Origin of the sequence: Yinghuangia seranimata, assembly GCF_029953285.1 — a bacterium.
Taxonomy (GTDB): Bacteria; Actinomycetota; Actinomycetes; order Streptomycetales; family Streptomycetaceae; genus Yinghuangia; species Yinghuangia seranimata.
In genome coordinates, this window is the sequence record NZ_JASAOI010000023.1 from 89,838 (window position 1) to 110,410 (window position 20,573).

Here is a 20,573-nt window from a genome sequence, read left to right on the forward strand (position 1 = left end):
CCCACCCCCCGTCGACCCCACCGGCACCCGGGGCGGGTGGCCATGTCGCAACAGCGCCCGGCGGTTAGTTCGGTCGGCCCCCGAGTCTCCGATGCCTGGAGGAGCACGCTCACCCTCACCCCCGAGCTTCCCCGCGGGGAATACCGCACGTCGAGAATGACGCTCCCCGCCAGCTGAGTAGGCGGTACCCGCCGGGTTCTCCGCTGTCGGTTCAGCGGTCGGGGGCGGGACCGGGACGGGTCCAGAGACTGAGGTCGCTGCTGGTGGCGACCGCCAGGACGAGGCCGGACGGGGAGAAGCCGGCGGCGCGGAGCTCCGAGGCCTCCGAGTTGAAGACGTGCCACCATGTGTCGCCCGCCGGGCCCTTGTGCGCTCCGCCGTCGGTGGAGAGGATCACGCGGTCGTGGGGCCACTCGGGGCTGACGACGTCCAGGGTCCAGCCGTCCGGCGTGGTGCTGTGCAGGCCACCGCCGAAGAGCCCGGCGACGCGGACCTGGGTGCCCTCGATCGGGCCGAGTCCGGGGCAGGTGAGGTCCGGTGCCGCGTCGGGGGTGCTGGTCTCAGGGTCGGGATCTCGGTCGCGGGCGATCTTCTCGCCGGTAACCGCGTCGAAGAGTCCGTGGCCGTCGTGGGATACGACCATGACGAGGTCGCGGCCGCTGTCGGGGTGGACGGCGAAGCCCATGCCGAGCAGACCGCCCACGGGGGTTCCGCCGTCCAGCACAGGCTGCCAGGGTTCCGGGGCCTGCGCGACGGGGGCGGCGAGGTATCGCTCGCGCAGTTTCTGCTGGTAGGCGGTGATCAACTCGTCTCCTCGGTTCGGTCCGCGTCGAGGATCTCTCGCCCGGCGGCTCGAGTCGACTTGAATAGCGCACATCTCGAATAGCGCTCCCCGCCAGCTGGGGCCTCCGGCTGGGACACCAAGACCCGGGAGCGGTACGCCAACGACCTCGACGACCCGCGGTTGCTGATCGCCGTGTCGGCGGCGTCGAACCGGAGCAAGGCGGACAAGGACCCCGCGGAGTGGATGCCGCCGTATCTGCCGTCCCGGTGCGAGTACACCGCGAACTGGATCGCGATGAAGCTGCGGTGGGGACTCGCGGTCGACGAGACCGAGCGGGCGGCGCTGGCCGAACACGCCGCCGCCTGCCCGGACATGGAGATCACCGGGGTGCGGGCCCGCTGAGTGCCGTGGTCCGCAAGGCCTTCGCGTCCTCTGTGGCCGCGTCTGCGGCCGCCCGGTGGTGCGCATCACCGAACGTCGCACCACGGCTGGCCCCGGCTGGCGCAAACCCATGATTCGGACTGTCGTTCGAATAGGAAGGTGGATTTCGGACACTGGGGGTGCGAGGCGGGAGGTGCGCGGTGGCCGGGTTCGCGCACCTGCATGTGGCGTCGGGCTATTCGGCGCGGTACGGCGCCTCCCACCCCAAGGCCCTCGCCGCCCAGGCGGCGAAGCGCGGCATCGACGTGCTGGCGCTGACCGACCGGGCTCGACTGTGGGGAACGCTGGCTGAAGGGCCCCGAGGAGATGGCGGCCGCCGCGCGCCAGGTCGCGGAGGCCGCGGGATGCGGGCCGGAGCGGGCCGCAGCGCTGCTCGCGCAGACGCGGGCTCGTCAGCCTTGGTGCCTTAGCCGGACTGGCAGTGACCCTGCTGATGGCAGCGATGGCTGCGCCGGACTCCGGCGCGTGGCAGAGGCTGACAGGCTACGCGGGAGCCGCGCTCGCAGCAGCCTGCCTCGTAGAACTGGACTGGGAACCGAATGGCGACTTCCAAGCCACCTACGTCGGCCTGGGGCTTTTCTACCTCACGGCGGTCCTCACCATCGCCACGTACATATACCGCGACATCACAGCAAGAACCGCACATCGCCGGTTGCGCTGACCCGATCCGTCTCACGGCGCGTCGCGGCCGGTCGTACAGCGCCTACGACGACCGCCACTCCGGAAGCCCGAGTCTGATCGATATTGGCCATTTCATGGTGTCCCTGCGCCGCGGCAACTGCGCGCCGGACCGCCTGCGCAAGGTTCAGTCGGGGCTGGGCAAGCACAGGGATCAACCCGAGCCGGTCCTTCATCTCATCATTTGCGCAGTCCCATCGCACGTACTGATCGGAACGGCCGCCAAAATCAAGGCTGTTCATTGCACCGATGCGGCAGGGTGCCTCGCTACGCTGCCAGACGGCCACGAAGCGTCAAAAGAGAGGCGCCGATGGAGCAGCTCAGGCCAGGCGACCCGCATGCGATAGGCGCATACCAACTGGAGGCTGTGCTGGGTGCGGGCGGGATGGGTGAGGTGTTCCTCGGTCGCTCGCCCGGAGGACGCCGGGTAGCGATCAAGGTGGTGCGGCCCGACTTCGCCGCAGCCGCTGAGTTTCGGCGGCGCTTCGCGCAGGAAGTTGAGGCGGCACGGCGGGTCGGCGGCTTCTGGACCGCGCCGGTGGTCGATGCCGACCCGGAGGCGGTGCGTCCGTGGGTGGCCACCGCCTATTTCGATGCCCCCGACCTGACCACCGTCATTAACCGTGCCGGCCCGCTCGACGAACAGCATGTCGGCGAACTCGGGGCGGGGCTGGCCGAGGCACTTGCGTCCATCCATAAAGTGGGCCTGGTCCACCGCGACCTGAAGCCGTCCAACATCCTGATCACCGACGACGGCCCCCGCATCATCGATTTCGGTATCGCCAAAGCCGTGGAAGGTACCGCCCTCACCGCCAAAGGCACCGTCATCGGCACCCCCGGCTTCATGGCGCCCGAGCAGGTCACCGGTGGCACCGTTACCGAGGCCAGTGACGTGTTCTCCCTCGGCGCGGTCCTCACCTACGCCGCAGCCGGCCACGGCCCGTTCGGCGAAGGCTCCGCCCACGTCCTCCTCTACCGCGTCGTGCACGACGAACCCGACCTGCGCGAAGTACCGGCCGGGTTGCGATCCGCCCTGGCCGCCTGCCTCAGCAAGCACCCCCAGCAGCGTCCCACCACCGACAAGCTGCTCCACCTCCTCACCGGCACACAGACCCCGCGGTGGGGAAACCCGGCGCCACCCCCGCATCCGACGGCGCTCGCCACCGCTGCAACCGTGAACGCCGCCGTCCCGGACTCGGCGTCAAACTCTGGGCGCCTCATGGGATGGCGTCCGAGTCGCCGCGCCGTCCTGGCCGCTGGCGTCAGCGCCTTGGCCGCGGCAGCTGTCCCGGTGGTGATGGAGCTGGCCACTTCGTCGTCGCAGGACCCCCGCCGCGGCAATGCCGGGGGCACTCCATCCCCGGCGAACAGCGGTGGCACGATCGCCCCACCAGTCGATATCGCTGTCAACAACGGCGTCGTACGGGGCGTGGCCTTCAGCCCGGACGGCTCGATGCTGGCCGTCTCCGGCGGCTACACCATCACGCTGTGGGATCCCAGCACACACCGAGTCCTCTTCCCGCTCACCGGCCACCTGGCCATTGCCGGTCCGGTTCGGTTCAGCCCGGACGGCAAGATCCTGGTCTGCGTCAACGCGGGTGATGTCGGGCTGTGGGACCCGGTCGCCCGAACCTACATCACCACCTTGGCCGACACCGGTTCTGCGAAAGCGGTGGCGTTCCACCCCGACAGCACAGGGCTCGCCTTAGCCGGTGAAGACGGAACCATCACCCGCTGGACCATCAGCACACGCAGCCGCCTCGACGCCCTGCCCTCCGCGTTCGCCGCCAGCGCGCGCCCGCCGGCCGCGAATGCGGTGGCATGGAACGCCAGCGGTTCGATAGTGGCCGCCGGCTACGCCGACAACACCGTGCGCGTGTGGGAACTGGCCAGACCCGGTAGTCCGCCAGAGACGTTTGCCAGCCACACCGATCCGGTCACGTGCCTCGCCTTCAGCCCTGTAGCTCCCAGCCTCCTGGTAAGCGGTAGCAGCGACCACACCGTCAAGATGTGGGGACCCGGCGTCACGAGCCCGCTCGACGCCACGTGTACCGGGCACACCGGTGCGGTTCGGTCTCTGGCCTTCAGCCCGATGGGTGACACTCTTGCCAGCGCGAGCGACGACGGAACTGTCCGCTTGTGGGATCCGGTCAATCACAAGAACGTCGCGGTTCTCACCGGCCACACGGGCCCTGTCAATGCAGTCGCCTTCAGCCCTGACGGCAAGACGCTCGCCAGTGCAGGTTACGACGCCGTCAAACTCTGGACCATCAAATGACGCCGGACCCAACGGCCCCTGTGCGGGCAACTTCAGGAGATCGGCGAGGTATGCCTCCAAATCGGGGAGGTGGGAGACGTCGGTGCGGAAGTGGTCGCAGTGCCGGGCCTGCCCTGCCTGTGGGTCAGGCCCGGAGCACGACGATGCGGCCGCTGTCGCCCCCGCACACCAGCAGATCCCCGGCGTCCGTGTACGTGACCCGGTAGGCGCGGCCTGTTCCCGTGTGCAGTTGCGGAACGGGGGCTTCGGCGCCGGTGGCGGGGTCGCGCAGCACGACCGTGCCGCGTTCGCCGACCGCGAGGCGGGTGCCGTCGGGGGAGAACGCCCAGGCGTAGCACGTGCCCCACCGGTCGGTCCGGTGCGGATCCGGGACCGCCCACGCCAGCGCGCCCGTGTCCAGCGCCATCGAGAACGGGCCTTCGGCGAAACCCCCGTTGGCGATCACATACCGCTCCGTCGGGTCGAAATCGAGCACGTCCACACCGCCGCATCCCGCCGAACCGCGGTTCTCCGGGAACGGGAACGGAAACCGGTGGCGCTGCACCTGCCGGCCGGTGTCGACGTCCCACACCTCCACGTGCGCCGGCTCCATCCCGAACGCGAGTGCCAGCAGCCGCCCCGACGGGGACAGGGCGCCGGCCCGGCACTCGGGACGCTGCGCCACGTCGAGGTCCAGCAGCGGCTCACCGGCGTCGTCGAGCACGCGGACCCGGTTCCCGGCATCGAAGACCAGCAGGCGCCGCCGGGCGCGGTCCCAGGACGGCTGCAGGCAGAACGGATTGAAGTCCGCGGTCTGCCACTGCTCGTAGGAGGCGAGGGTGCGCGACCTCCCGTCGGCCAGGTCCAGGTACCGGGTCTCCCCGTTGAGGGCGTAGACCACGCCCTGCCCGTCGGCGTGGAAACGCACGGCGTGGAGAAACGTCTGCCGTTCGCCCGCCGGCTCCGTGTGCACCAGACGCCGCACGCCGGTTGCGACGTCGATCAGGTGGATCTCGGCGCCGTAGGCCTCCTTTAGCGTCGTGCCGACCACGAGCGTGTGCCCCTGGGGATGCACGTCGAGCGCCGCCGACGAGCAACGATTCGGCGCGGCGGCGACCAAGACCGGTTCGCCGACGGCCGCATCGGCCGGGTCGCGCAGCATCACGAACCCGTCGTTCATGCGCTTCCGCGTTTCCTTGTCCAGCGCGTATGCGGCTTCCGTCGGCGACCCGTAGTCTTTGGCGCTCTGTCGGGGCGTACCGGACGCGCTGCCGCGGCTCTCCCTGCGCAGCCATCCGCCGTCCACCCGCAGGCGGACGTATTTGGCCTTCGGGAAGCCTTGGTGCACCAGGGTGATCTCGTCCGTGTCCACGAGGGGGACGGTAGCCACGCGCACCGACAGGGGTGCGGCGGGGACGGTGACTCCAGCCCCAAGGCTGCGCGCCCGTTCCCGGCGCGCCTCGGTGCGCCCACTGGAGCATGCGGCCCGCAGGCCGGTCGTTAGCATCGTCGCCATGTTGACGATCTGCCGAAAGGCCGATGCCGCGTAAGCGGCCTGGCGCGGTTCGCGCCGCACGACTGGAGCGGATATCTGTACCCCTGGTGGCGCAGGCGACTGTACGAGGGCGAGTAGAGGTTAAACGGCAAGGTTGGAGCTGGTCTTCGAACAGTCTGGCTGGCCGATCCGACTGCCTGACCCCGATGACCGGCAGATCGAGCTGACCAGGATGATGCCGGGATGGCATCGGTGTCGGCTGCGTCTCGTCTGATCGCGTCTGCGGCGCGCGAGGAACTTCGTCCGCTCGGGTTGCAGCGTCGGGGTGCGTCACGGGTGTGGATCGACGACCACGACTGGTGGTTGTGCGTGGTGGAGTTCGGGTCGCCGACGTGGAGTCAGGGCAGCCGGCTGAACGTCGCTGCGATGTGGTTGTGGCAGGACAGCAGCGGCCACCTGGCGTTCAACGCGCCCGAGGCGGGTGCCGGCCCTCGATCTCGACGCCCCCTGGGTCAGCCAGGCCAAGGCGCGGGTGCGGAGCATCCGCGAACTCACCGATGACCCCGCGGCCGCAAGGATCTGGGCGGCCGACATGGTCGCACGGTGTCGGTCGCGGTTGACGCTGCCTCCGGTCCAGACCGCGTTCGGCCCATGACGCGCGGGGGTCCTGCGCCGCTTGTTCCGGGCCGATGGGACCAGCGGCGAAGGGGACCCTCGGATGCCTCAGCGCACATATGTGAAGCCGCATTTGGTCTGGGGACTACCGACGTTGGGCGCGAACATGACGCCATTGGCGTTGATGGTTTGAACTGGTCCCAGTTTTCCGGCCGGAGCTGGCCCCGGGAGGCGGTGGAGGAGCTTCTGGTTCCGGTCTCGTTTGGCTCCGGCTTCCGGTCCGGTCCGGCCCGGCCTACTGGTCGACGGTGAAGATCGCCGCTCGGCCGTTGGCGGCGGCCGTCCGGTAGAAGTCTTTGAGGCTGGGCAGAAACGCGAGGGTGTAGGTGATGTCGTCCTCGTCTCCAGTGCCCTGGTAGTTGTCGAAGGTCAGCATGGAGAACCGCTCTCGCAGCCAGTGCCGGTTGTGTTCCGGGGGGTCAACCAGGGTGTGGCGGCCAAGCGCTGGCGAGCAGTCGCTCGGCTTCCGCGACGATTGCTGAGGCAAGTTCCGCGGGTGTGCTTTGCTGCCCGGTCTGCTGGTCGGCGCGGTTCCGGATCAGGTCGGCCAGGGGCCGCAGTGCCGGGGGTTCGGCCAGCGCGGCCCACCCGTCATACGCAATCACCGCAGCACCTGCGACAGGGGCCATGCTGCCGATGACGATCAGCCGCAACCACCAGCGCACGAGCTCCCAACGGGCGATTTCCCACGAGATGCGGGTGTCGTCGGCAGGCAGGCCAGACACGAGATCCAGCTCGGACAGGACCTGATCGAAGAGCGCGGACGCCTGCCGGTACTCGCGTTGCGGCAAGGCGGCGAGCAGCGGCAGCGAGGGTGCCTCGACGTCGAGGACCGAGGCCACTAGCCCTGCCTGGATGAGTTGGTCGTCGTCCACTTGGCGGCCGATCAGACGCTCCAGCGCCAGCATCCGCAGGTATTCGACCGCCTCTCGTGCCGTGGTCGCATAGGGGTCGTGCGGCGTGGTGAGTGCGCGCTCCGTGCAGCCATCGACGATGTACGACCAGAACGCGACGGTGGCGCGGGCTCTGGGCAGCGTGCTGGGCCGGCCGGTGAACTCGTTGCGGATGTAGTCGGCGAGGTCGTTGCCGTAGTAGATGATGTCGGTCTGGTGGACAGAGAGCACCGGGTGGCCCCAGGTGCCGGCCGCGGCGGGGAGGTAGCGGTGGCTGTAGATCGGGGCCAGCCGCGGGACACCGGCCAGTGCGGTCCGTGCGACGTGGAGCGCGTCCTTCGTCTCCGTCGGCCTCGGACCCCACGCCGGGTGCCAGAAGCCGTTCATGCGGACGTCGAAGAGCACGCCGTCGACCGGCCACGACAACCGTGCCCGCAGGTTCTCCGGGCCGCCGTGCCGCCAGTCCGGCCAACTCGGGGAACCGAGCGGGAGCCCGGCCGCGAGGAAGATCCGGTGGTCCGCCGCGAACCGAAAACCGAACCGTGCCTCGACGTCGTCGAGTTCCCGCTCGCTGAGTCCCGGCCCGACATCTGCGCCGAGCAGACGCTGAAGAACCCTGGCGTCATCGAGCGTAAGCAGAGGGGACGGCGATCGGAGCATTCCGGCAGCGTAGTAACGGAACGACGGCGAGCTCGGCGCCCTGGCCCCCAAAGACCACGAAGTAGTGGCCGGGAGCTCCGACGCTCTTCGCCCTCACCAACATTCGAGACGCTGAAGTGGCCGGCACGCTGTCCAGGACCACCAACAAACGCTCTTCAAACACACCTACGCAGCCATGTTGAGGGGCCGCGTCATGCGCGGGCATCTGGCGCGCCGTCGGGGCAGGGACGGTGCGAACGTTTGCGCCCGGCGTTTGGTCAGACGTTTGCCCAGGGCGGGGAGCCCGGGCGGTCGCACCAGATGTGCTGGCCCGTCGGGCCCACCGTGATGCCGAACTCGGTGGTCTCGGGACGGCCCGCGGTCTGCCACCACGCGGCGGAGTCCTCGACCCGGGACCACAAGTCGCCCACGCCCCAGGCACGCACCTCGGGCCCGTCGGCCGACACGTTCGTCGCGCACGCGTACGCGCCTCCCGGCCCCCAGACGTGCGCCCGCGACCGCCCGGCGTCGTCCTCGTCGACGGCGAGCACGAGGTCCGGCAGCACGATGCCCAGGACGGCGAGCAGGTCGGGATCGGCGACGGACCCCGGGTCGAGCGCGGTGCGCCGAGGCGGGCCGGGTGCCGGTGCCGCCTTCCGGGCGGCGTCCGGATCGGGGGCGGCCTCGGTGGCGAGCATGAAGTCGGCGCGGGTGCCGAAGTGTCCGCGCGCGCGGCCGTGCTCGTCGACGTCCAGGGCGAGCAAGTAGCCCGCGCCGGTGCCGCCGCCGGCCCAGGGGGTGACGATGCGTCCGCCGGGCCGGGTGCGTTCGATCCAGGCGTACGGCACGCGGCGGATCGCGACGGTCGCCTCGATCCGGTCGTACAGTTCGTCGCCTGGCAGGTTCGCGGTGCCGTCGCCGACCACCAGGTGGGGGGCGAAGCCCGCGGCCTGGAGCGCGGTGTCCGCGGCCGCTGCGGTGTCGGCGTCGATCTCGATGCTGGTGACCGCGTGGTCGTCGCCGAGCAGTGCGCACAGCAGCGCCGCGTTGTAGCCGGTCCCGGTGCCGATCTCCAGCACCCGGTGCCCGGGTCGGACGTCCAGGAGGTCGAGCATCACGGCGACCAGGGAGGGCATCGAGGCCGACGACGCGGAGATCTGCCGTCCGGTGCCGTCGTCGGCGAGCCGCGTGACCACCGGCTCGTCCGCGTACGCCAGGGCCCACCACGCCTCAGGGTCACGGGCCCGGTCCACCGGGGTGTAGCCGCCGCCGGCGCGCGGCCTCCACACCTGCTCGGGGAGGAACCGGTGCCGCGGCACGCACGCGAACGCGCCCCGGCAGGACGGGGCTTCGCCGTCCGGCCGGACCGCGTCGGCGAGCGCCGCGGCGCGCTGACGCCAGCGCGCGGACGCAGTGGCCGTGGTTGCCTCGCTGGTCATTTGGGGCGCCGGTGGGTCCCGTCTCCGGGCCTGCTCACGTCGTCGTTGCGGCCGTCGTCGCGCTGCGGCGCCGGCGGTGTCGGCGGCGGAGTCGGCGCGGGCTCGCTCGGCTTGCGGTGGTCTCCCACAGCGTTCCCCTATTTCCTCGTCGACGAGGGCACCACCGAGCGTAACGGTTCGGATACGCCATGGGCAGGGGGCGGAGCTCACGCCGACCTGGACCATGCCGGTCACTACCGGCCGATACACACCACTACCCGCCGCGCCAAGCCGACCACGGCCAAAGGCGTTGCCGTACTTCACCGCCCAACGTGGAACGACCCACGTCTTCACGGCATGATCGCCCCATGGAACGCGCCAGGCTCTCCACGCTGCTTGGCGACCTCGCCACACCGCACGCTCTCGCAGCGCAGCAGGCGCTGGACGCTGGCGCCCACTTCGCGTTCCAAGCCGCGGCTGACCCCGCCGGCTACTTCGTGAGCCTGTGGGAACTCCGCATCCAGATGGTCGCCGAAAACGGCGAGGTTCTCCGTGGCCTGGACGAGGCCCTGACCGCCCTCACCGCGTACATCCCGGACACGTCTGCGGCGGCCTGATCCGCACCGTTCGAACGTGCGGAAGTTCGCAGCGAGTCGTCCGAGGACCGCTGCGCCGGCGCCGAGGACGGCGACCGCAGGCTCGGCGTAGGCGCGCCGGCCGCGGTAGTTCAGCACCAGCTCGGCCCCCTCGGGCAGCGCCCCACCGGGGCTTGCGGCGCTCAGCGGGGCGACGGCGACGACGCCGAAGTCGGCCGAGGTCTTCGCCTGGTTCGTACAGCGGGACCGCGCGTTGCAAGCCCCCCGCCGCCTGGCAGACCCAACAAGCCGAGACTTCGCCCCGATCCGTCACCCGCATCGTTCTGGAAGCACAGGATCGGACGTAGGACACCGTCGTCATGCGCAACCGCCGAAACCGCGGATGCGCAAGGGGTGTGCTGCTACGACGACGAGACGTACTGCCTGCTGACAACCCGCGACCGTGACGAGTGGTACTTCGAACTGAGCGCGGCGCTGACCGCCCCCAGTGTGTGGCAGGACTCGCCCCGCCCTGCGGCTGCGATCCCCGGAACAGCCGTGGTCACCGCGATCCGCTACCACCTTGAGGGGGAGAAGCCGGTCTCCGTGCACCTGGCCCTGGACACCAACAGCGGCCGAGAGCTGCCGTTCGATGCCCTGTGCTGGTTCATCGAACGCGTCACACAGGCACTGGCCGAGGACTTCACACCGACTCACGACACAAACGACGAGCCGCCCACCAGCCCGAACGGTTAAGCGACAAGCTCAGGGTGGCACGGACATGGCCGCGTCCACCGCCGACACCACCGTCGGCCCGCGCCCGTCCAGTCCGGCGCCATGACCATCCGCACACAGACGTACATCGGAACGCCCGACGACGCGCCCCGCCCCAGCCCCCTGCCGTCGCCGGTCGCCGACGAGACCGACGACGACGTGCTGATGGCGAAGCTGGCCGCGCGCGCCTGGGACCCCGGGCAGCGCCACGACGAGGCGTGGATCCCGAACGCGTGGATCGCCGAACGGTACGGCCCGGAGCGGCTCGAGCAGCTCGAGGGCTGCGCGGTGTTGTCGTACGCCGGCGAGGTGACGCACGTCGAACGCCCGGCGTCAGCCGAGGAGGTGGCGGCGTACTCCGCCGACGCCGCGGAACACACCTTCGACGGCCTGCACGACGACTCAGAGGCCTCCACCAGGCGTGGGGGCGGCCACGGGTGTCACACCGGTCAGGAGTCCGAGGCCGAGTGGGGTGCAGGAGTGCCAGACCGCCTTGCCGTCGCGCTGGGCGGTGATGAGGCGGGCGGCGCGCAGCGCCTTGGTGTGCTCGGACACCGAGGACTTGGCCAGGCCGAGGTCGCGGACGAGGTCGGTGCTGGTGCGTGGTCGGATCAGCTGTTCCAGGACCGTGGCGCGTGTGCGTCCCAACAACATGGCCAGTGCGTCGGCTGTGGAGGGTTCGTCGATCAGGGGCAGCGGGGTGACGGCCGGATACACCAGGAACGAGCTCTGGTCGTAGCGGCCCAGCAGGGGACGGCCGGTCCAGAAGACGGACGGAAGCAGGGTCACACCTGCCCCGCCGAGGGTGATCTCGACGTCGTCGGTGCTGTCGAACTCCAGGGTCATCTCGCGCCAGCGTGCTGTCGGGGTGAGTCCGGCCAGCATCGCCCGGATGCCGTGGCCGGCCAGGAGCTGGGTGCGCCAAGCACGTTCGGCGTCGAAACCCGCGCGGATGCGGTCCCACGACCCGCCGATGACGCGGGCGTGTGCTGTTCGTACGGCGCGCTCGAGGCTCCGCCAGGCGTCCCGGTCACGGTCGACCAGCTGGCGCGTCCACAGGCCCGGGCGGCGGTCTGGGGCGTGCACACGGCGTAACTCGGAGCGGACGAGCGCGGTGGGGGTCGACAGGACATGGTCGAGCCCGTCTTCGAAGCCCGGGTTCGGCGGATCGAGGAACAACGGCCCCTTCGCGGTGGCCGGCACCACCTCCAACAAGGGTCCCGCGGTGCGCGTCAGGGTCTGGCCCATCCGCCGCCGCCACAGACCGAAGACCGCGTCGGACCGCTGCAGCATCGCGATGGCGAGCACCAACTCGACCATCGGTGCCGGTTCATCAGCGAACCTGACACGCATCAGGTCCTCAGGAGTGAAGCGCACCCGCAGCACGGCTCTCCCTTGCCAGGTAAGTGGCAACGCTGCCCGGTCAGTTCGGCCAGCGCCGAACCGAATGCGTGGAAGCGCTCGCAGGCCCGACGGTGGAACTGCGGTTCCAAGCCTGAGCCGCTCCCAGAAGACGCGGAAGCAACTAATCGGCCACAGCCCGAGTAGCCGCGATCACCAGGATCGGAGAACGATGCGTGCCACAACGGATGCCTTCACGCCCACCCGCCGTTTCCGACGGCTCCGTACCCTCGCCGCCAGCTCCGCAGTAGCTGGCGCGCTGCTGGTCAGCGCGCTGCCCGGCGCGGCAGGCGCCACGGCCGGACGCAGCGCCCAGCCGGCGACGCTTCCCGCAGGGTGCTGGGGGGCAGGCTACTTCTGCGGGTCCCAGGACAACAGCAGCCCGCCGAACAACTACGGCTGCGGTTGGCACGACATCACCATGACCGGCCCGGGCTGGTGGGTCAACAACCTGAACCAAGGCACGAAGAGGGTCAAGATGTACAACTACGACTACACGCGCGTGATCTACACGACGCCTGCCGCCCCATACAGCGACTGGACGGCCGACTGGACGCAGGTCTACCACATCTACGCCTGCTAGAGCCCACTATCGGCGGCGGCCGCAGAAGCGCGCAGTACGCGGTTGCCGCGGCGAACACTGTCAACCACGTCTACGCCGAGAATGCGGCCCCACTGGGAACGGCTCGGTGGCGTGAATAGTGGGGGTCGTCTGGGGGCTTCGGCTGGTTCGCGATCCCGCTCGGCGACCGGCGGCCGACCGGTCGTGCGGCGCAGCCAGGACCCGTTCGGCCGCGTCGGGAGCCCCGGGCGCCGTTGTCGCCTCATGCAACCAGCGTGGCATCGCCTCGCGGCCGCCCGAACCGGCTAAGCCAGCGAGGCCGTCCAACGACGAACTGCTCGCCGAGCTCATGCCCGTCGAGGTGTACGTGGTGGACCTGCCCAGGCCGGACGTGCCGGGCGCGCCGGGCGCGGCCGTGGGACAGCTCGTGGCCGCGCCCGGAACCGCGCGGGCGCACATCAGCTGGGCGCACGAGGACGCCCAGACCACTCTGGAAGGCATCCTCGACACCGTCACCGCGGTCGTCGCCGTTACAGCCGCCGTTGCGACGCGGACATGGCAGCGGCGACGCAGCGACCCGGACCTGATCCGCCGGCCCCCGGACAGTGGCCAACGCTGCCCCAGGGGCGGATGACCGCATTCGGCGGCTACCAGCCCGCCCCGCTGAAGCAGTTCGGGCCGGAAGGCAGGCTGCTGATGCATCCGTCCCGCGTCCGGCGCCTGAACGCAGGCTGGCTCATGGACGCGGACCGCCGTCAGTTGAACGCCTGGATGTCGGCGCCGCAATCGTGAAGGTTCTGCCACTGAGTCTTGGCGGGCCGGGGGGCACAGGGACGAGCAGCCGAGGATAGCTATTCGGGGGACGAGACCGCGGCGCGCTCGTACGATCGAGCAATGGCCGAGCCAACGGAGTGTTTCTCCTGCCGGCAGCAAGCGCGGTTCGACGAGCTGGGCCCACGCGAGCGGATCGCCGCCGACGCCCACTGGGTGGTCAGCCACTCCATCGACACAAGCGTGCCCGGCTGGCTGGTGCTGGTCCCCCGCCGCCACGTCACCGCGATCGCCGACCTGAGCGACCAGGAAGCAGCCACGCTCGGGGTGTGGCAGGTACGGCTGTCGCGAGCCCTGCACACGGTGACCGGCTGCGTGAAGACCTACATCGCGCAGTTCGGCGAAGCCGAGGGCTTCGCGCACGTGCACTTTCACATCGTCCCGCGCTCGCCGCTGCTGCCCTCGCAATTCCACGGGCCTCGCATCTTCCCTGCCGCGTTGCGACAGCACCCCGACGACCGCGTGTCCACGGCCGAGATGGACCGCGTGTCCACCCGACTGAGCAAGGTCCTCGCTGGCGACTCGTGAGGCGCGGCGTGAGCAATGAGGGCCGTTGGCACACCATCAGGAGGAGATCCCGATGGCTGAAAGGCGAGCAGTGGTGGTGTCCGAACGATGAGGACGGGGCCGCCGCATGGTCGGACGCGTCCATCTGGAAGGTGGAAGAAGAGAACGAGCCCGGACACCGAGAGTTTTGGCACGTGTGCCCGCGCGGGCACGGCTTCCTGGGGCGCAGCCCTTGCGCGTTCCGCGAGGCCGAGGCGTGCGCCCGGCGTGCGGCGGATGGCACGGCGATTGTGTATCCCGGACCGGTACGCGAGTGACGAGCACGCTCCCGAGGTTGCGACGAAGTGACAGGTATCCCTCAGCCGAAGGGTGCTGGGGGCCATGGACAGTTCGGCCGCGATGTCTGCGGTGGTGCGACCACGTGACGCCAGGCGATCTTGCGCATGCGGGCGGGGAGCCGTTGCAGTGCTGGCAGCAGGGCGTTGTTCACTGCGGTCGTGGTGGCGGGAAGGTCCGGGTCGTCCTCGTCCATCCAGATGTCGGGCCAGTCGTCCACGGTGTCCACCAGGCGTACCCGCGCGTCAGGGCAGGGCGCGGCGGTGCGGGTCGGGGTGAAGTGCCTGCTCGATCAGGTCTTCGAGTTCGGGGAACGGGTAGGGGCGGTCCTCGCGTAGAGCACGCGGCGGGCCGTGGGCGATGGCATGCAGGAGCCTGCCCGGTCCTGCGTCGCCGGGGTCGCGACGGCCTGCGGGCGGGTGGCCGGTCCAGGCCCAGCGGATCGCGGCGCCGAGCGCGTAGACCTCGGCCTCCGGGTGCAGTTCGGCGGCGTGCTGCTGCGAGTCGACGAGTTGGCGGGCGACCTCCGGGGCGGTGGTCTCCGCGATGCCGCCGCGGTAGGGGTACGGCAGGCGGAGGCGCGGATGCCGGGCGTACTCCAGGTCGATGAACATGGCCGCCCGCCCGGCAACGACGATGTTCGCCGGCTGGACGTCGCCGTGCAGCCACGCGTCGCGGTGCCAGCGCCGCAGTTCGGCCGCGGCGGCGAGCGCGGCGTCCAGAAGCCCGCCGCGCGCGGCGGACGAGCCGTGCGCGTTCCGGGCTGGGGCGAACGCCTCCCACAGGGTCGGGCCCGGCACCCAGGGGACGGCCAGCCACCGGCCCGCGTCCGGGTGTCCGTCGTCCAGGTGTCCGTGTCGGGTGCCGCGGTGCAGTCCCTGGCGTTCGCGCGCCTGGTAGACGCAGGCCTCGTGGTGCAGGCGCAGTGCGGGCGCCGGCATGGTCTTGATCTTCCAGCCGCCGGCCCGGTAGGTGCGGGTCCCGCGGTCGAGGCCGGCCGGGTTGGGGATCTGCGTACATCCGGCGGCGCCGTCTAGCGCGCCCAGCGCCGCGCGGAGCAGGCCATCCACGGCGTACGTTCCTCTCGTTCGGCGAGTGAACCCTGCGGAACCGCGTACACGCGCAGTCTCCCAGCAGCGCACGGGCGCATTCGACGCAACCGCCCGGCGGCCTGGGCCAGGGAGGCTGATCACCCACCAGGACATGCGGCAGTGGATGCCGTTGAACTTGCGGAACCCGTGGCCGCCTTCAGCCCGCTGGGGTCGACACCGCAAGCAAGGCGTCGCCGGGGTCCTCCGCGTGGGATTTCTGGTTCCACGGATTGGCGTGGTGCGGCCACTGATAGGTAGGCCGGTATCTCGCCGGGGCGGTTGGTGCGGTGGAGGCGGTGTTGTGGATCTGGACTCGGGGCTAGCGGTGGCCGGAGCGCTGGCGGGACCGGTGCTGGGAGGGGTCGCGTGTTGGGTGCGGTGCCGGTTGCAGGCCCGGCTGTGGCGGGAGGAGCGGCTGCTGGATCAGGTGCGCCACCTTCCCGAGGGGGGATACCTGGTGGATGTCGGGGGCCGCGTGGTCGTGGTCGGGAGCGGTTGCAGGAGGGACCAGCACGGTGGGCGACGTTGACGGGGAAGGGGCGCACGATGCCGCTCCTGCCACGGTATCCGGGCGGCCGGGAGCACCGGCTGCGGGCCTTGCTCTGGCGGTTCTGCAGGAGTTCGTCGAGTTCGTCGACCGGGAGGACGCGCCGTTGGTGCTGCATCTGCGGATGCGGGGGGCGCAGTTGGAGGACGCGAAGGACGCGGCTCAGGAGGCGTTCATGACCGCCTGGCAGCACGTGCAGCAGTTCGACGGGTGGGGCGGGGTCGCCTCGCCGCGGGCCTGGATCCGGACGGTGGCTTGGCGGGCATGGTGCCGGCCGCCAGGCCGCCGCCGCATACAACCCACCGTCATTCCGGTCGCGGAACTGCCGGACCGGCCCGACGCCGGTGCGGAGCACGCCGAGGCAACGGTGGTGAAGGAGACGACGCTCGCCGCGCTGTCCCGGTGTTCGGATCAGGTGCGTGCCGTGATGGTGTTCCACCTCGAGGGGTTCCCCGCCCGGGAGATCGCGGCCACCTTGGGGCTTACCGACCAGCAGGTGCGCGACGCGCTGCGCGCGGGCCGGCTGAAGGCGCGAGCGGCGTTCACCGACGCTGCGCACTTCGAGAGGGGGTACTGGCGGCGATGAACGACGAAATCATCTGCGGTGACGGTCCGGAGGCGCAGGACGAGACGCAGTTCGCCCTTCGGGTCGACCATTTCCTGGCGGTCGGTGTGCAGGCCCTGCGCGAGGAGGTGCGCGGCCAAGTCGACTCCAGTCGGGTGCTGGTGGCGCTCATGGACAGGCTGGGTCCGGCCGGCTGCGGCAGCCGCGACGTACAGCGGCGCGGCGCCAAGGAGACGATCGCCTTGCGTGATGGCATCCACACGCTGGTGCGGCATGCCTCGGAGCTGGAGCTGCTGGTGGACGGCCAGCGTGCGGCGGTGGATGTGGCGCGTGTCTTCTGCGGTGCCTGCCGGACGCTGGCCGACGGCGTCAACTACGTGCCGCGGCCCGACACGGCGGATGCCAGGGACATCGAAGGCACCCTGGTGGCCATCCGGGCGTTGGCGGCCCGTTTCAGCCTGGCCCGTCTCGCCGAGGACCCGGAGGACGTCGCAGAGTTCCTCGGTGCCGTCCGCCGCATGGTGGGTCGCGGTGTCGCGTGGACGGGAGCGCGTTCCTCTCTGACTGCGGAGCAGCTTGCCGCGGCGGTGCAGGTGGGGGACGAAGTCCGTGGCGCGGTGGACCGGGTCGGCACGGCGTTGGGCGTGCAGCTTGAGCGCGACGGGGTCGCCGATCTGGCTCGCGAGGTCGATGCCGCGTTGGGCCAGTGGTTCGGGTCGTCTGCGGCCGGGCTGCTGCGCGGCCCGGAACAGGCTCCGGGCCTGGACGCAGGCGAGTTGTTCGTTACGGCGGTTCCGGTGATCGGCGACGCGCCTGTCGGACGGGGCGGGGACATGGCCGGGCTCGTGCAGCAGCGCGAGGAACTGACGCAGCTCACCCTGCGGCTGGACGCGGTCCGTCAGGAGCTGGTCAAGGTTCAGACGTGGCTTGGCAGGGTCCGGCCCCGCGTCGACGGCCTCGTGGTGGACGTGTCCGGCGCGGACCTGTCCGATTTCGGCGTCCGGGAACGTTCCGCGTTGGGTGGGGTCGTGTGGACCAAGGCGACCATCTGGCCCGACGGGTACGGCGACTGGGTCGCCGCTTCCTCGCGGGAACTCGGTGAAGGGCGCTTCCAGGTGCGGGGCGACACCGATCCTGTGCCGGCACCGGCCATGACCTCCTGCTAGCCGCAGGACCACGTCTGGGCCGGGGCGTGGGGGGGGGGGGGGGGGGGGCGGGGGGGGGCCCGCCGCCCCCCCCCCCGCCCCCCCCCGGGGCGCCGCTGGACCCCTTCGGGGCGGGGGGGGGTGGGGGCAGCGGGGGTCACGGCAAGGTGACCCGGCTACCCGACCGCAGCCCACCAAGGGACACCCGACGGGTCCGCTTCAGACGGAGCGGTCGAACAAGGCGGCGTTGAGTCGCCCCACCAGGTCGACGGAGATGGCTCCCAGCGATCGCCAATGGATCTGCTTCAGAGCCGCTCTTGGGGGTCGCGCGTGAGAGCTTCGATGAGGATGTCCGGTGGCGGCGCGGTCTCAGACGCGGGCTCTGTGCTGCGGCGCCCCCGGTTGCGGCAGTCGGTGCGTACGGCCGACTGTGCACGGCGCAGTTCCGCGACGGCGTTGTCCTTGAGGCGGCGGAGCACCAGGAAGCCCCCTCCGGTGACCAGGCTGGCTGATCCCGACGCGATTGCGCCGATGGGGTGTGCGGTGGCGACCTGGACGAGAGCGACGACGGTGTTTCGCGCGCTTGTAGGCGTCGCGGTCCAGGTGACGCGGGCGACCCCCGCGCCGGCCGCGCCGCCTGCGGTTGGCCTGCTGGTCGGCGGGCTCCGGGATCACCGACCGGATGCCTCGCCGCCGCAGGAGCGCGCGGATCGCCCGCGACGAGTAGGCCCTGTCCGCGAGCACGACCGCGGGCCGGGTGCGCGGTCGGCCGACCGCTCGCGGCACCCGGATCGCGGCGAGCACGCTCGGGAACTGCGGTGCGTCGCCGCGCTGTCCGGCGGTGACCACGAACGCGAGCGGGCGGCAGTTGCCGTCGGCGGCCAGGTGGACCTTCGTGGTCAGTCCTCCGCGCGAGGACACGGTCTAAGCCCGGATGGCCTGACCTGAATCGTGGGTCAGAGCAGCCGCAGTCAAAGTGAGGTGTTGGACCAGGACCGCGGCCGCGGTGTCGGCGTCGCGGCGCCCGGGAATGGCCACGCGTTCGCCTTGGACATCGACCGGGAACGGCTCCACGGGCTTCAGCCTGTGCGGCGGCATCGCCGACGCGACGCCGAGCACGTCGGCGGCGAGAAACCCCGGGAACGCCGCGACGAAGTAGGCGGCGTGGTCCGGCGCCTCAGCGGAAACGGAATTCATCGGCAGGAGCCGTCGGCGTCGGCAGCCAGACGCAAGCCGGCGGCCGTGAGGAACTCCGCGAGCAGCATGTACCCCTCGTTTGTGTCGTCGTTCCATTCCTTCACCGTCCGGGACCGCCCGGTCTCCCAAGCCTCGTTGGTCCACGAGCGCGGGTCGCAGTCCGGATGCTCCTCGACGGTGCCGATGCCGAGGCGGTAGTGCAGGAAGAGGTAGTGGCCCTCAGCGGTCCACGCGTCCCACTGCGACGGGTGACTCGCGCACGTCTCCACCACCCGCACGATCACGTCATCCATCGCCCCCCGCAACGTCGTGCATTTCGGCGAATGCCCGTATCCGGCAACGGCCGCAGTGAATACCGGATTTACTGCGGCAGTCCCATTATGGCGATCCTCGCGACCTGCAGTGCGGCCTCCGTCCGTCGGCGCGAGGTGTACGCATTTAAGGGGCGGCCTCGACGCTGTGTCGGGCGAGGCGGGCCGGCAGGGCTGGGTGTCGGCGCAGTTCCTCGTGCTTCAGGTAGGCGGCTTCACACCTGGGTCAGCCCTCTTCCAGCCATGCCGCACGGTCCTCGGCGGTGGGGGCCGGGGTGTCGACCATGTGGGGGACGAAGCGGGCGTAGAAGTCCGTGACGGGGCCGTCGGATTCGCGGATGCCCAGGCCGGCCGGTTTGCCGTCGACGATCCAGGAGCCGAGCACGACCTGGTTGCCGTCGAGGTCGGGGAGCGGCACGTATTCCTGGTAGCACCAGCCTTCCGAGCCGTCGTAGTCGACGGTCGGGTGCACGTAGGTCGAGTCGGGGGTCACGATGCGCACCGAGTCGCCTTCGCGGCCGTGCAGCGGTTTGGCGACGTACGAGGTCAGCTCGCGTGGCGAGTCGAGGTAGGCGGGCAGCAGGTTGGGGTGCCCCGGGTACAGCTCCCACAGCGTCGCGAGCAGCGCTTTGTTCGACAGCACGACCTTCCAGGCCGGTTCGACGAAGAGGCAGGAGCGGGGGTGTGCGATGACGTTCGCGCCGAAGGGCTCGGTGAGCATGTCCTCCCACGGGTAGAGCACGAACATCGTGTCGATCGCGCGCTCTTCGAGGTCGACGAAGCGCAGGTCGCCGTCGTGCCAGCCGATGTCGGCGACTTCCAGGCCGACGGTGTTCAGGCCCGCCTCGATCGCCGTGTCGCGTAGGTAGGACGCGGTCAGCCACTCCTCGTCGAAGTCCGTGCCGCCCACGTGCGCGAAGTGGACCGTGTCCGAGCGCAGCGCGGGCGTCATGCGCGCCCAGGCGCGTACCAGGCGCTCGTGCAGGCTGTTCCACTGGTCGCGGTCCGGGAATCGGTCGCGCAGCCAGAACCACTGGATGAGCGACGCCTCGATCAGGGTGGTGGGCGTGTCGGCGTTGTACTCGAGCAGCTTCACGCCGTCGACCGGGCCGCCCTCGCCGCCCCACGCCAGGTCGAAACGGCCGTACAGGCTCGGGTGGTTCTCGTCGAGCGTCCTACGCAGGTACGGTCGGGCCTCCTCGGGCAGGCCGAACGCCGCGAGCGAGCCGCGGTCGAGGATGTGGCGGGCGGCCGCCACGCACATCTCGTGCAGCTCGCGGGTCACCTCCTCGAGGTGCTCGACCTCGGGGAGCGTGAAGCGGTAGTACGCCTCCTCGTGCCAGTACGGCACCTCGCTGCCGTCCTCCAGGCGGGTCGCGGCGTACAGCATGCCCTGCGACTCGATCAGGTGCCGCCAGTCCGGCCGCGGGTCGATGGGGACGCGCTCCACG

The 20,573-nt window shown here is 70.6% G+C and carries 22 protein-coding genes and 2 pseudogenes; 12 read left to right on the top strand and 12 right to left on the bottom strand.

Features of this window, described 5'->3' with window-relative positions; translation table 11 throughout:
• Positions 1–211: 211 nt before the first annotated feature.
• A complete protein-coding gene (locus QI554_RS15795) occupies positions 212–805 on the bottom strand; it encodes a hypothetical protein (RefSeq protein ID WP_281470512.1) in 594 nt (197 codons plus the stop codon).
• 159 nt (positions 806–964) lie between these two features.
• Here QI554_RS15795 and QI554_RS15800 point away from each other — a divergent pair, with 159 nt between their 5' ends.
• The 4 genes and pseudogenes from QI554_RS15800 (at position 965) to QI554_RS15810 (ending at position 4,181) form a co-directional block, all read left to right on the top strand.
• Positions 965–1,186, top strand: a complete 222-nt coding sequence (locus tag QI554_RS15800) for a hypothetical protein (protein WP_281470514.1) — start codon at positions 965–967, stop codon at positions 1,184–1,186.
• Positions 1,187–1,365: 179 nt separating this feature from the next.
• Positions 1,366–1,512, top strand: a pseudogene (locus QI554_RS43380) (PHP domain-containing protein); the annotation flags it as partial.
• A gap of 134 nt (positions 1,513–1,646) precedes the next feature.
• Positions 1,647–1,886: a hypothetical protein gene (locus tag QI554_RS15805; protein WP_281470516.1), complete on the top strand. Its 240-nt coding sequence runs from the start codon at positions 1,647–1,649 to the stop codon at positions 1,884–1,886.
• Between the two features lie 327 nt (positions 1,887–2,213).
• Positions 2,214–4,181 carry a WD40 repeat domain-containing serine/threonine protein kinase gene (locus QI554_RS15810; protein WP_281470518.1) on the top strand — a complete coding sequence of 656 codons (1,968 nt, stop codon included), beginning with the start codon at positions 2,214–2,216 and terminating at the stop codon, positions 4,179–4,181.
• Between the two features lie 124 nt (positions 4,182–4,305).
• On the opposite strand, the gene QI554_RS15815 is transcribed toward QI554_RS15810, so the two are convergent.
• The 4 genes from QI554_RS15815 to QI554_RS15830 all read right to left on the bottom strand — a co-directional run bounded on the left by QI554_RS15815 (position 4,306) and on the right by QI554_RS15830 (position 9,301).
• Positions 4,306–5,532: a WD40 repeat domain-containing protein gene (locus tag QI554_RS15815; protein ID WP_281470520.1), complete on the bottom strand. Its 1,227-nt coding sequence runs from the start codon at positions 5,530–5,532 to the stop codon at positions 4,306–4,308.
• Positions 5,533–6,565: 1,033 nt separating this feature from the next.
• The gene (locus QI554_RS15820) at positions 6,566–6,706 is read right to left on the bottom strand and encodes a hypothetical protein (RefSeq protein ID WP_281470522.1); all 141 of its coding nucleotides are present in this window, start codon (positions 6,704–6,706) and stop codon (positions 6,566–6,568) included.
• Positions 6,707–6,749: 43 nt separating this feature from the next.
• Positions 6,750–7,883: a hypothetical protein gene (locus QI554_RS15825; protein WP_281470523.1), complete on the bottom strand. Its 1,134-nt coding sequence runs from the start codon at positions 7,881–7,883 to the stop codon at positions 6,750–6,752.
• A 257-nt stretch (positions 7,884–8,140) separates the two neighbouring features.
• Entirely contained in the window at positions 8,141–9,301 is a 1,161-nt protein-coding gene (locus tag QI554_RS15830) for a methyltransferase domain-containing protein (RefSeq protein WP_281470525.1), read from the bottom strand.
• A gap of 347 nt (positions 9,302–9,648) precedes the next feature.
• Between QI554_RS15830 and QI554_RS15835 the strand changes: the two genes are divergently transcribed.
• Together QI554_RS15835 and QI554_RS15840 are read left to right on the top strand one after the other, a co-directional pair.
• Positions 9,649–9,897 (top strand): hypothetical protein, encoded by a 249-nt coding sequence (locus QI554_RS15835; RefSeq protein ID WP_281470527.1) that lies wholly within the window; start codon positions 9,649–9,651, stop codon positions 9,895–9,897.
• 372 nt (positions 9,898–10,269) lie between these two features.
• On the top strand, positions 10,270–10,611 hold the full coding sequence (locus QI554_RS15840; protein ID WP_281470529.1) for a hypothetical protein: 342 nt from the start codon (positions 10,270–10,272) through the stop codon (positions 10,609–10,611).
• Positions 10,612–11,031: 420 nt separating this feature from the next.
• On the opposite strand, the gene QI554_RS15845 is transcribed toward QI554_RS15840, so the two are convergent.
• Entirely contained in the window at positions 11,032–11,949 is a 918-nt protein-coding gene (locus QI554_RS15845) for an ArsR/SmtB family transcription factor (RefSeq protein WP_281470531.1), read from the bottom strand.
• A 253-nt stretch (positions 11,950–12,202) separates the two neighbouring features.
• Here QI554_RS15845 and QI554_RS15850 point away from each other — a divergent pair, with 253 nt between their 5' ends.
• From QI554_RS15850 to QI554_RS15865, 4 genes are all read left to right on the top strand, one after another.
• Positions 12,203–12,613, top strand: a complete 411-nt coding sequence (locus QI554_RS15850; RefSeq protein WP_281470533.1) for a hypothetical protein — start codon at positions 12,203–12,205, stop codon at positions 12,611–12,613.
• A gap of 328 nt (positions 12,614–12,941) precedes the next feature.
• Positions 12,942–13,226 (top strand): hypothetical protein, encoded by a 285-nt coding sequence (locus QI554_RS15855; RefSeq protein WP_281470535.1) that lies wholly within the window; start codon positions 12,942–12,944, stop codon positions 13,224–13,226.
• Positions 13,223–13,384 carry a hypothetical protein gene (locus QI554_RS15860; RefSeq protein ID WP_281470536.1) on the top strand — a complete coding sequence of 54 codons (162 nt, stop codon included), beginning with the start codon at positions 13,223–13,225 and terminating at the stop codon, positions 13,382–13,384. The genes QI554_RS15855 and QI554_RS15860 overlap by 4 nt, the downstream gene beginning before the upstream one ends.
• A gap of 102 nt (positions 13,385–13,486) precedes the next feature.
• Positions 13,487–13,951 (top strand): HIT family protein, encoded by a 465-nt coding sequence (locus QI554_RS15865; protein WP_281470538.1) that lies wholly within the window; start codon positions 13,487–13,489, stop codon positions 13,949–13,951.
• 337 nt (positions 13,952–14,288) lie between these two features.
• On the opposite strand, the gene QI554_RS15870 is transcribed toward QI554_RS15865, so the two are convergent.
• A complete protein-coding gene (locus QI554_RS15870; RefSeq protein ID WP_281470540.1) occupies positions 14,289–14,495 on the bottom strand; it encodes a hypothetical protein in 207 nt (68 codons plus the stop codon).
• Positions 14,496–14,511: 16 nt separating this feature from the next.
• Positions 14,512–15,336, bottom strand: a complete 825-nt coding sequence (locus QI554_RS15875; RefSeq protein WP_281470542.1) for a protein kinase family protein — start codon at positions 15,334–15,336, stop codon at positions 14,512–14,514.
• Between the two features lie 536 nt (positions 15,337–15,872).
• Between QI554_RS15875 and QI554_RS15880 the strand changes: the two genes are divergently transcribed.
• The gene (locus tag QI554_RS15880; protein ID WP_281470544.1) at positions 15,873–16,490 is read left to right on the top strand and encodes a sigma-70 family RNA polymerase sigma factor; all 618 of its coding nucleotides are present in this window, start codon (positions 15,873–15,875) and stop codon (positions 16,488–16,490) included.
• Positions 16,487–17,635: a hypothetical protein gene (locus QI554_RS15885; protein ID WP_281470546.1), complete on the top strand. Its 1,149-nt coding sequence runs from the start codon at positions 16,487–16,489 to the stop codon at positions 17,633–17,635. Before QI554_RS15880 ends, QI554_RS15885 begins: the two co-directional genes overlap by 4 nt.
• 558 nt (positions 17,636–18,193) lie before the next feature.
• Here the strand turns inward: QI554_RS15885 and QI554_RS15890 are convergent.
• The 4 genes and pseudogenes from QI554_RS15890 to QI554_RS15905 form a co-directional block, all read right to left on the bottom strand.
• A pseudogene (locus tag QI554_RS15890) lies at positions 18,194–18,529 on the bottom strand (transposase); the annotation flags it as partial.
• 9 nt (positions 18,530–18,538) lie between these two features.
• Positions 18,539–18,811, bottom strand: coding sequence for a hypothetical protein (locus QI554_RS15895; RefSeq protein WP_281470548.1), 273 nt, complete (start codon positions 18,809–18,811; stop codon positions 18,539–18,541).
• Positions 18,808–19,104 carry a hypothetical protein gene (locus tag QI554_RS15900; protein WP_281470550.1) on the bottom strand — a complete coding sequence of 99 codons (297 nt, stop codon included), beginning with the start codon at positions 19,102–19,104 and terminating at the stop codon, positions 18,808–18,810. Before QI554_RS15900 ends, QI554_RS15895 begins: the two co-directional genes overlap by 4 nt.
• Positions 19,105–19,348: 244 nt before the next feature.
• Positions 19,349–20,572, bottom strand: a complete 1,224-nt coding sequence (locus tag QI554_RS15905; RefSeq protein ID WP_281470551.1) for a glutathionylspermidine synthase family protein — start codon at positions 20,570–20,572, stop codon at positions 19,349–19,351.
• Position 20,573 lies beyond the last annotated feature (1 nt).

What these genes read in the sequence shown, in the direction of transcription:
- QI554_RS15835 (WP_281470527.1), top strand. Translation starts at nt 9,649, where the DNA reads ATGGAACGCGCCAGGCTCTCCACGCTGCTTGGCGACCTCGCCACACCG.
- QI554_RS15855 (WP_281470535.1), top strand. Translation starts at nt 12,942, where the DNA reads ATGCCCGTCGAGGTGTACGTGGTGGACCTGCCCAGGCCGGACGTGCCG.
- QI554_RS15845 (WP_281470531.1), bottom strand. Translation starts at nt 11,949, where the DNA reads ATGGTCGAGTTGGTGCTCGCCATCGCGATGCTGCAGCGGTCCGACGCG.
- QI554_RS15830 (WP_281470525.1), bottom strand. Translation starts at nt 9,301, where the DNA reads ATGACCAGCGAGGCAACCACGGCCACTGCGTCCGCGCGCTGGCGTCAG.
- QI554_RS15885 (WP_281470546.1), top strand. Translation starts at nt 16,487, where the DNA reads ATGAACGACGAAATCATCTGCGGTGACGGTCCGGAGGCGCAGGACGAG.
- QI554_RS15860 (WP_281470536.1), top strand. Translation starts at nt 13,223, where the DNA reads ATGACCGCATTCGGCGGCTACCAGCCCGCCCCGCTGAAGCAGTTCGGG.
- QI554_RS15865 (WP_281470538.1), top strand. Translation starts at nt 13,487, where the DNA reads ATGGCCGAGCCAACGGAGTGTTTCTCCTGCCGGCAGCAAGCGCGGTTC.
- QI554_RS15895 (WP_281470548.1), bottom strand. Translation starts at nt 18,811, where the DNA reads ATGAATTCCGTTTCCGCTGAGGCGCCGGACCACGCCGCCTACTTCGTC.
- QI554_RS15820 (WP_281470522.1), bottom strand. Translation starts at nt 6,706, where the DNA reads ATGCTGACCTTCGACAACTACCAGGGCACTGGAGACGAGGACGACATC.
- QI554_RS15850 (WP_281470533.1), top strand. Translation starts at nt 12,203, where the DNA reads ATGCGTGCCACAACGGATGCCTTCACGCCCACCCGCCGTTTCCGACGG.
- QI554_RS15900 (WP_281470550.1), bottom strand. Translation starts at nt 19,104, where the DNA reads ATGGATGACGTGATCGTGCGGGTGGTGGAGACGTGCGCGAGTCACCCG.
- QI554_RS15825 (WP_281470523.1), bottom strand. Translation starts at nt 7,883, where the DNA reads ATGCTCCGATCGCCGTCCCCTCTGCTTACGCTCGATGACGCCAGGGTT.
- QI554_RS15810 (WP_281470518.1), top strand. Translation starts at nt 2,214, where the DNA reads ATGGAGCAGCTCAGGCCAGGCGACCCGCATGCGATAGGCGCATACCAA.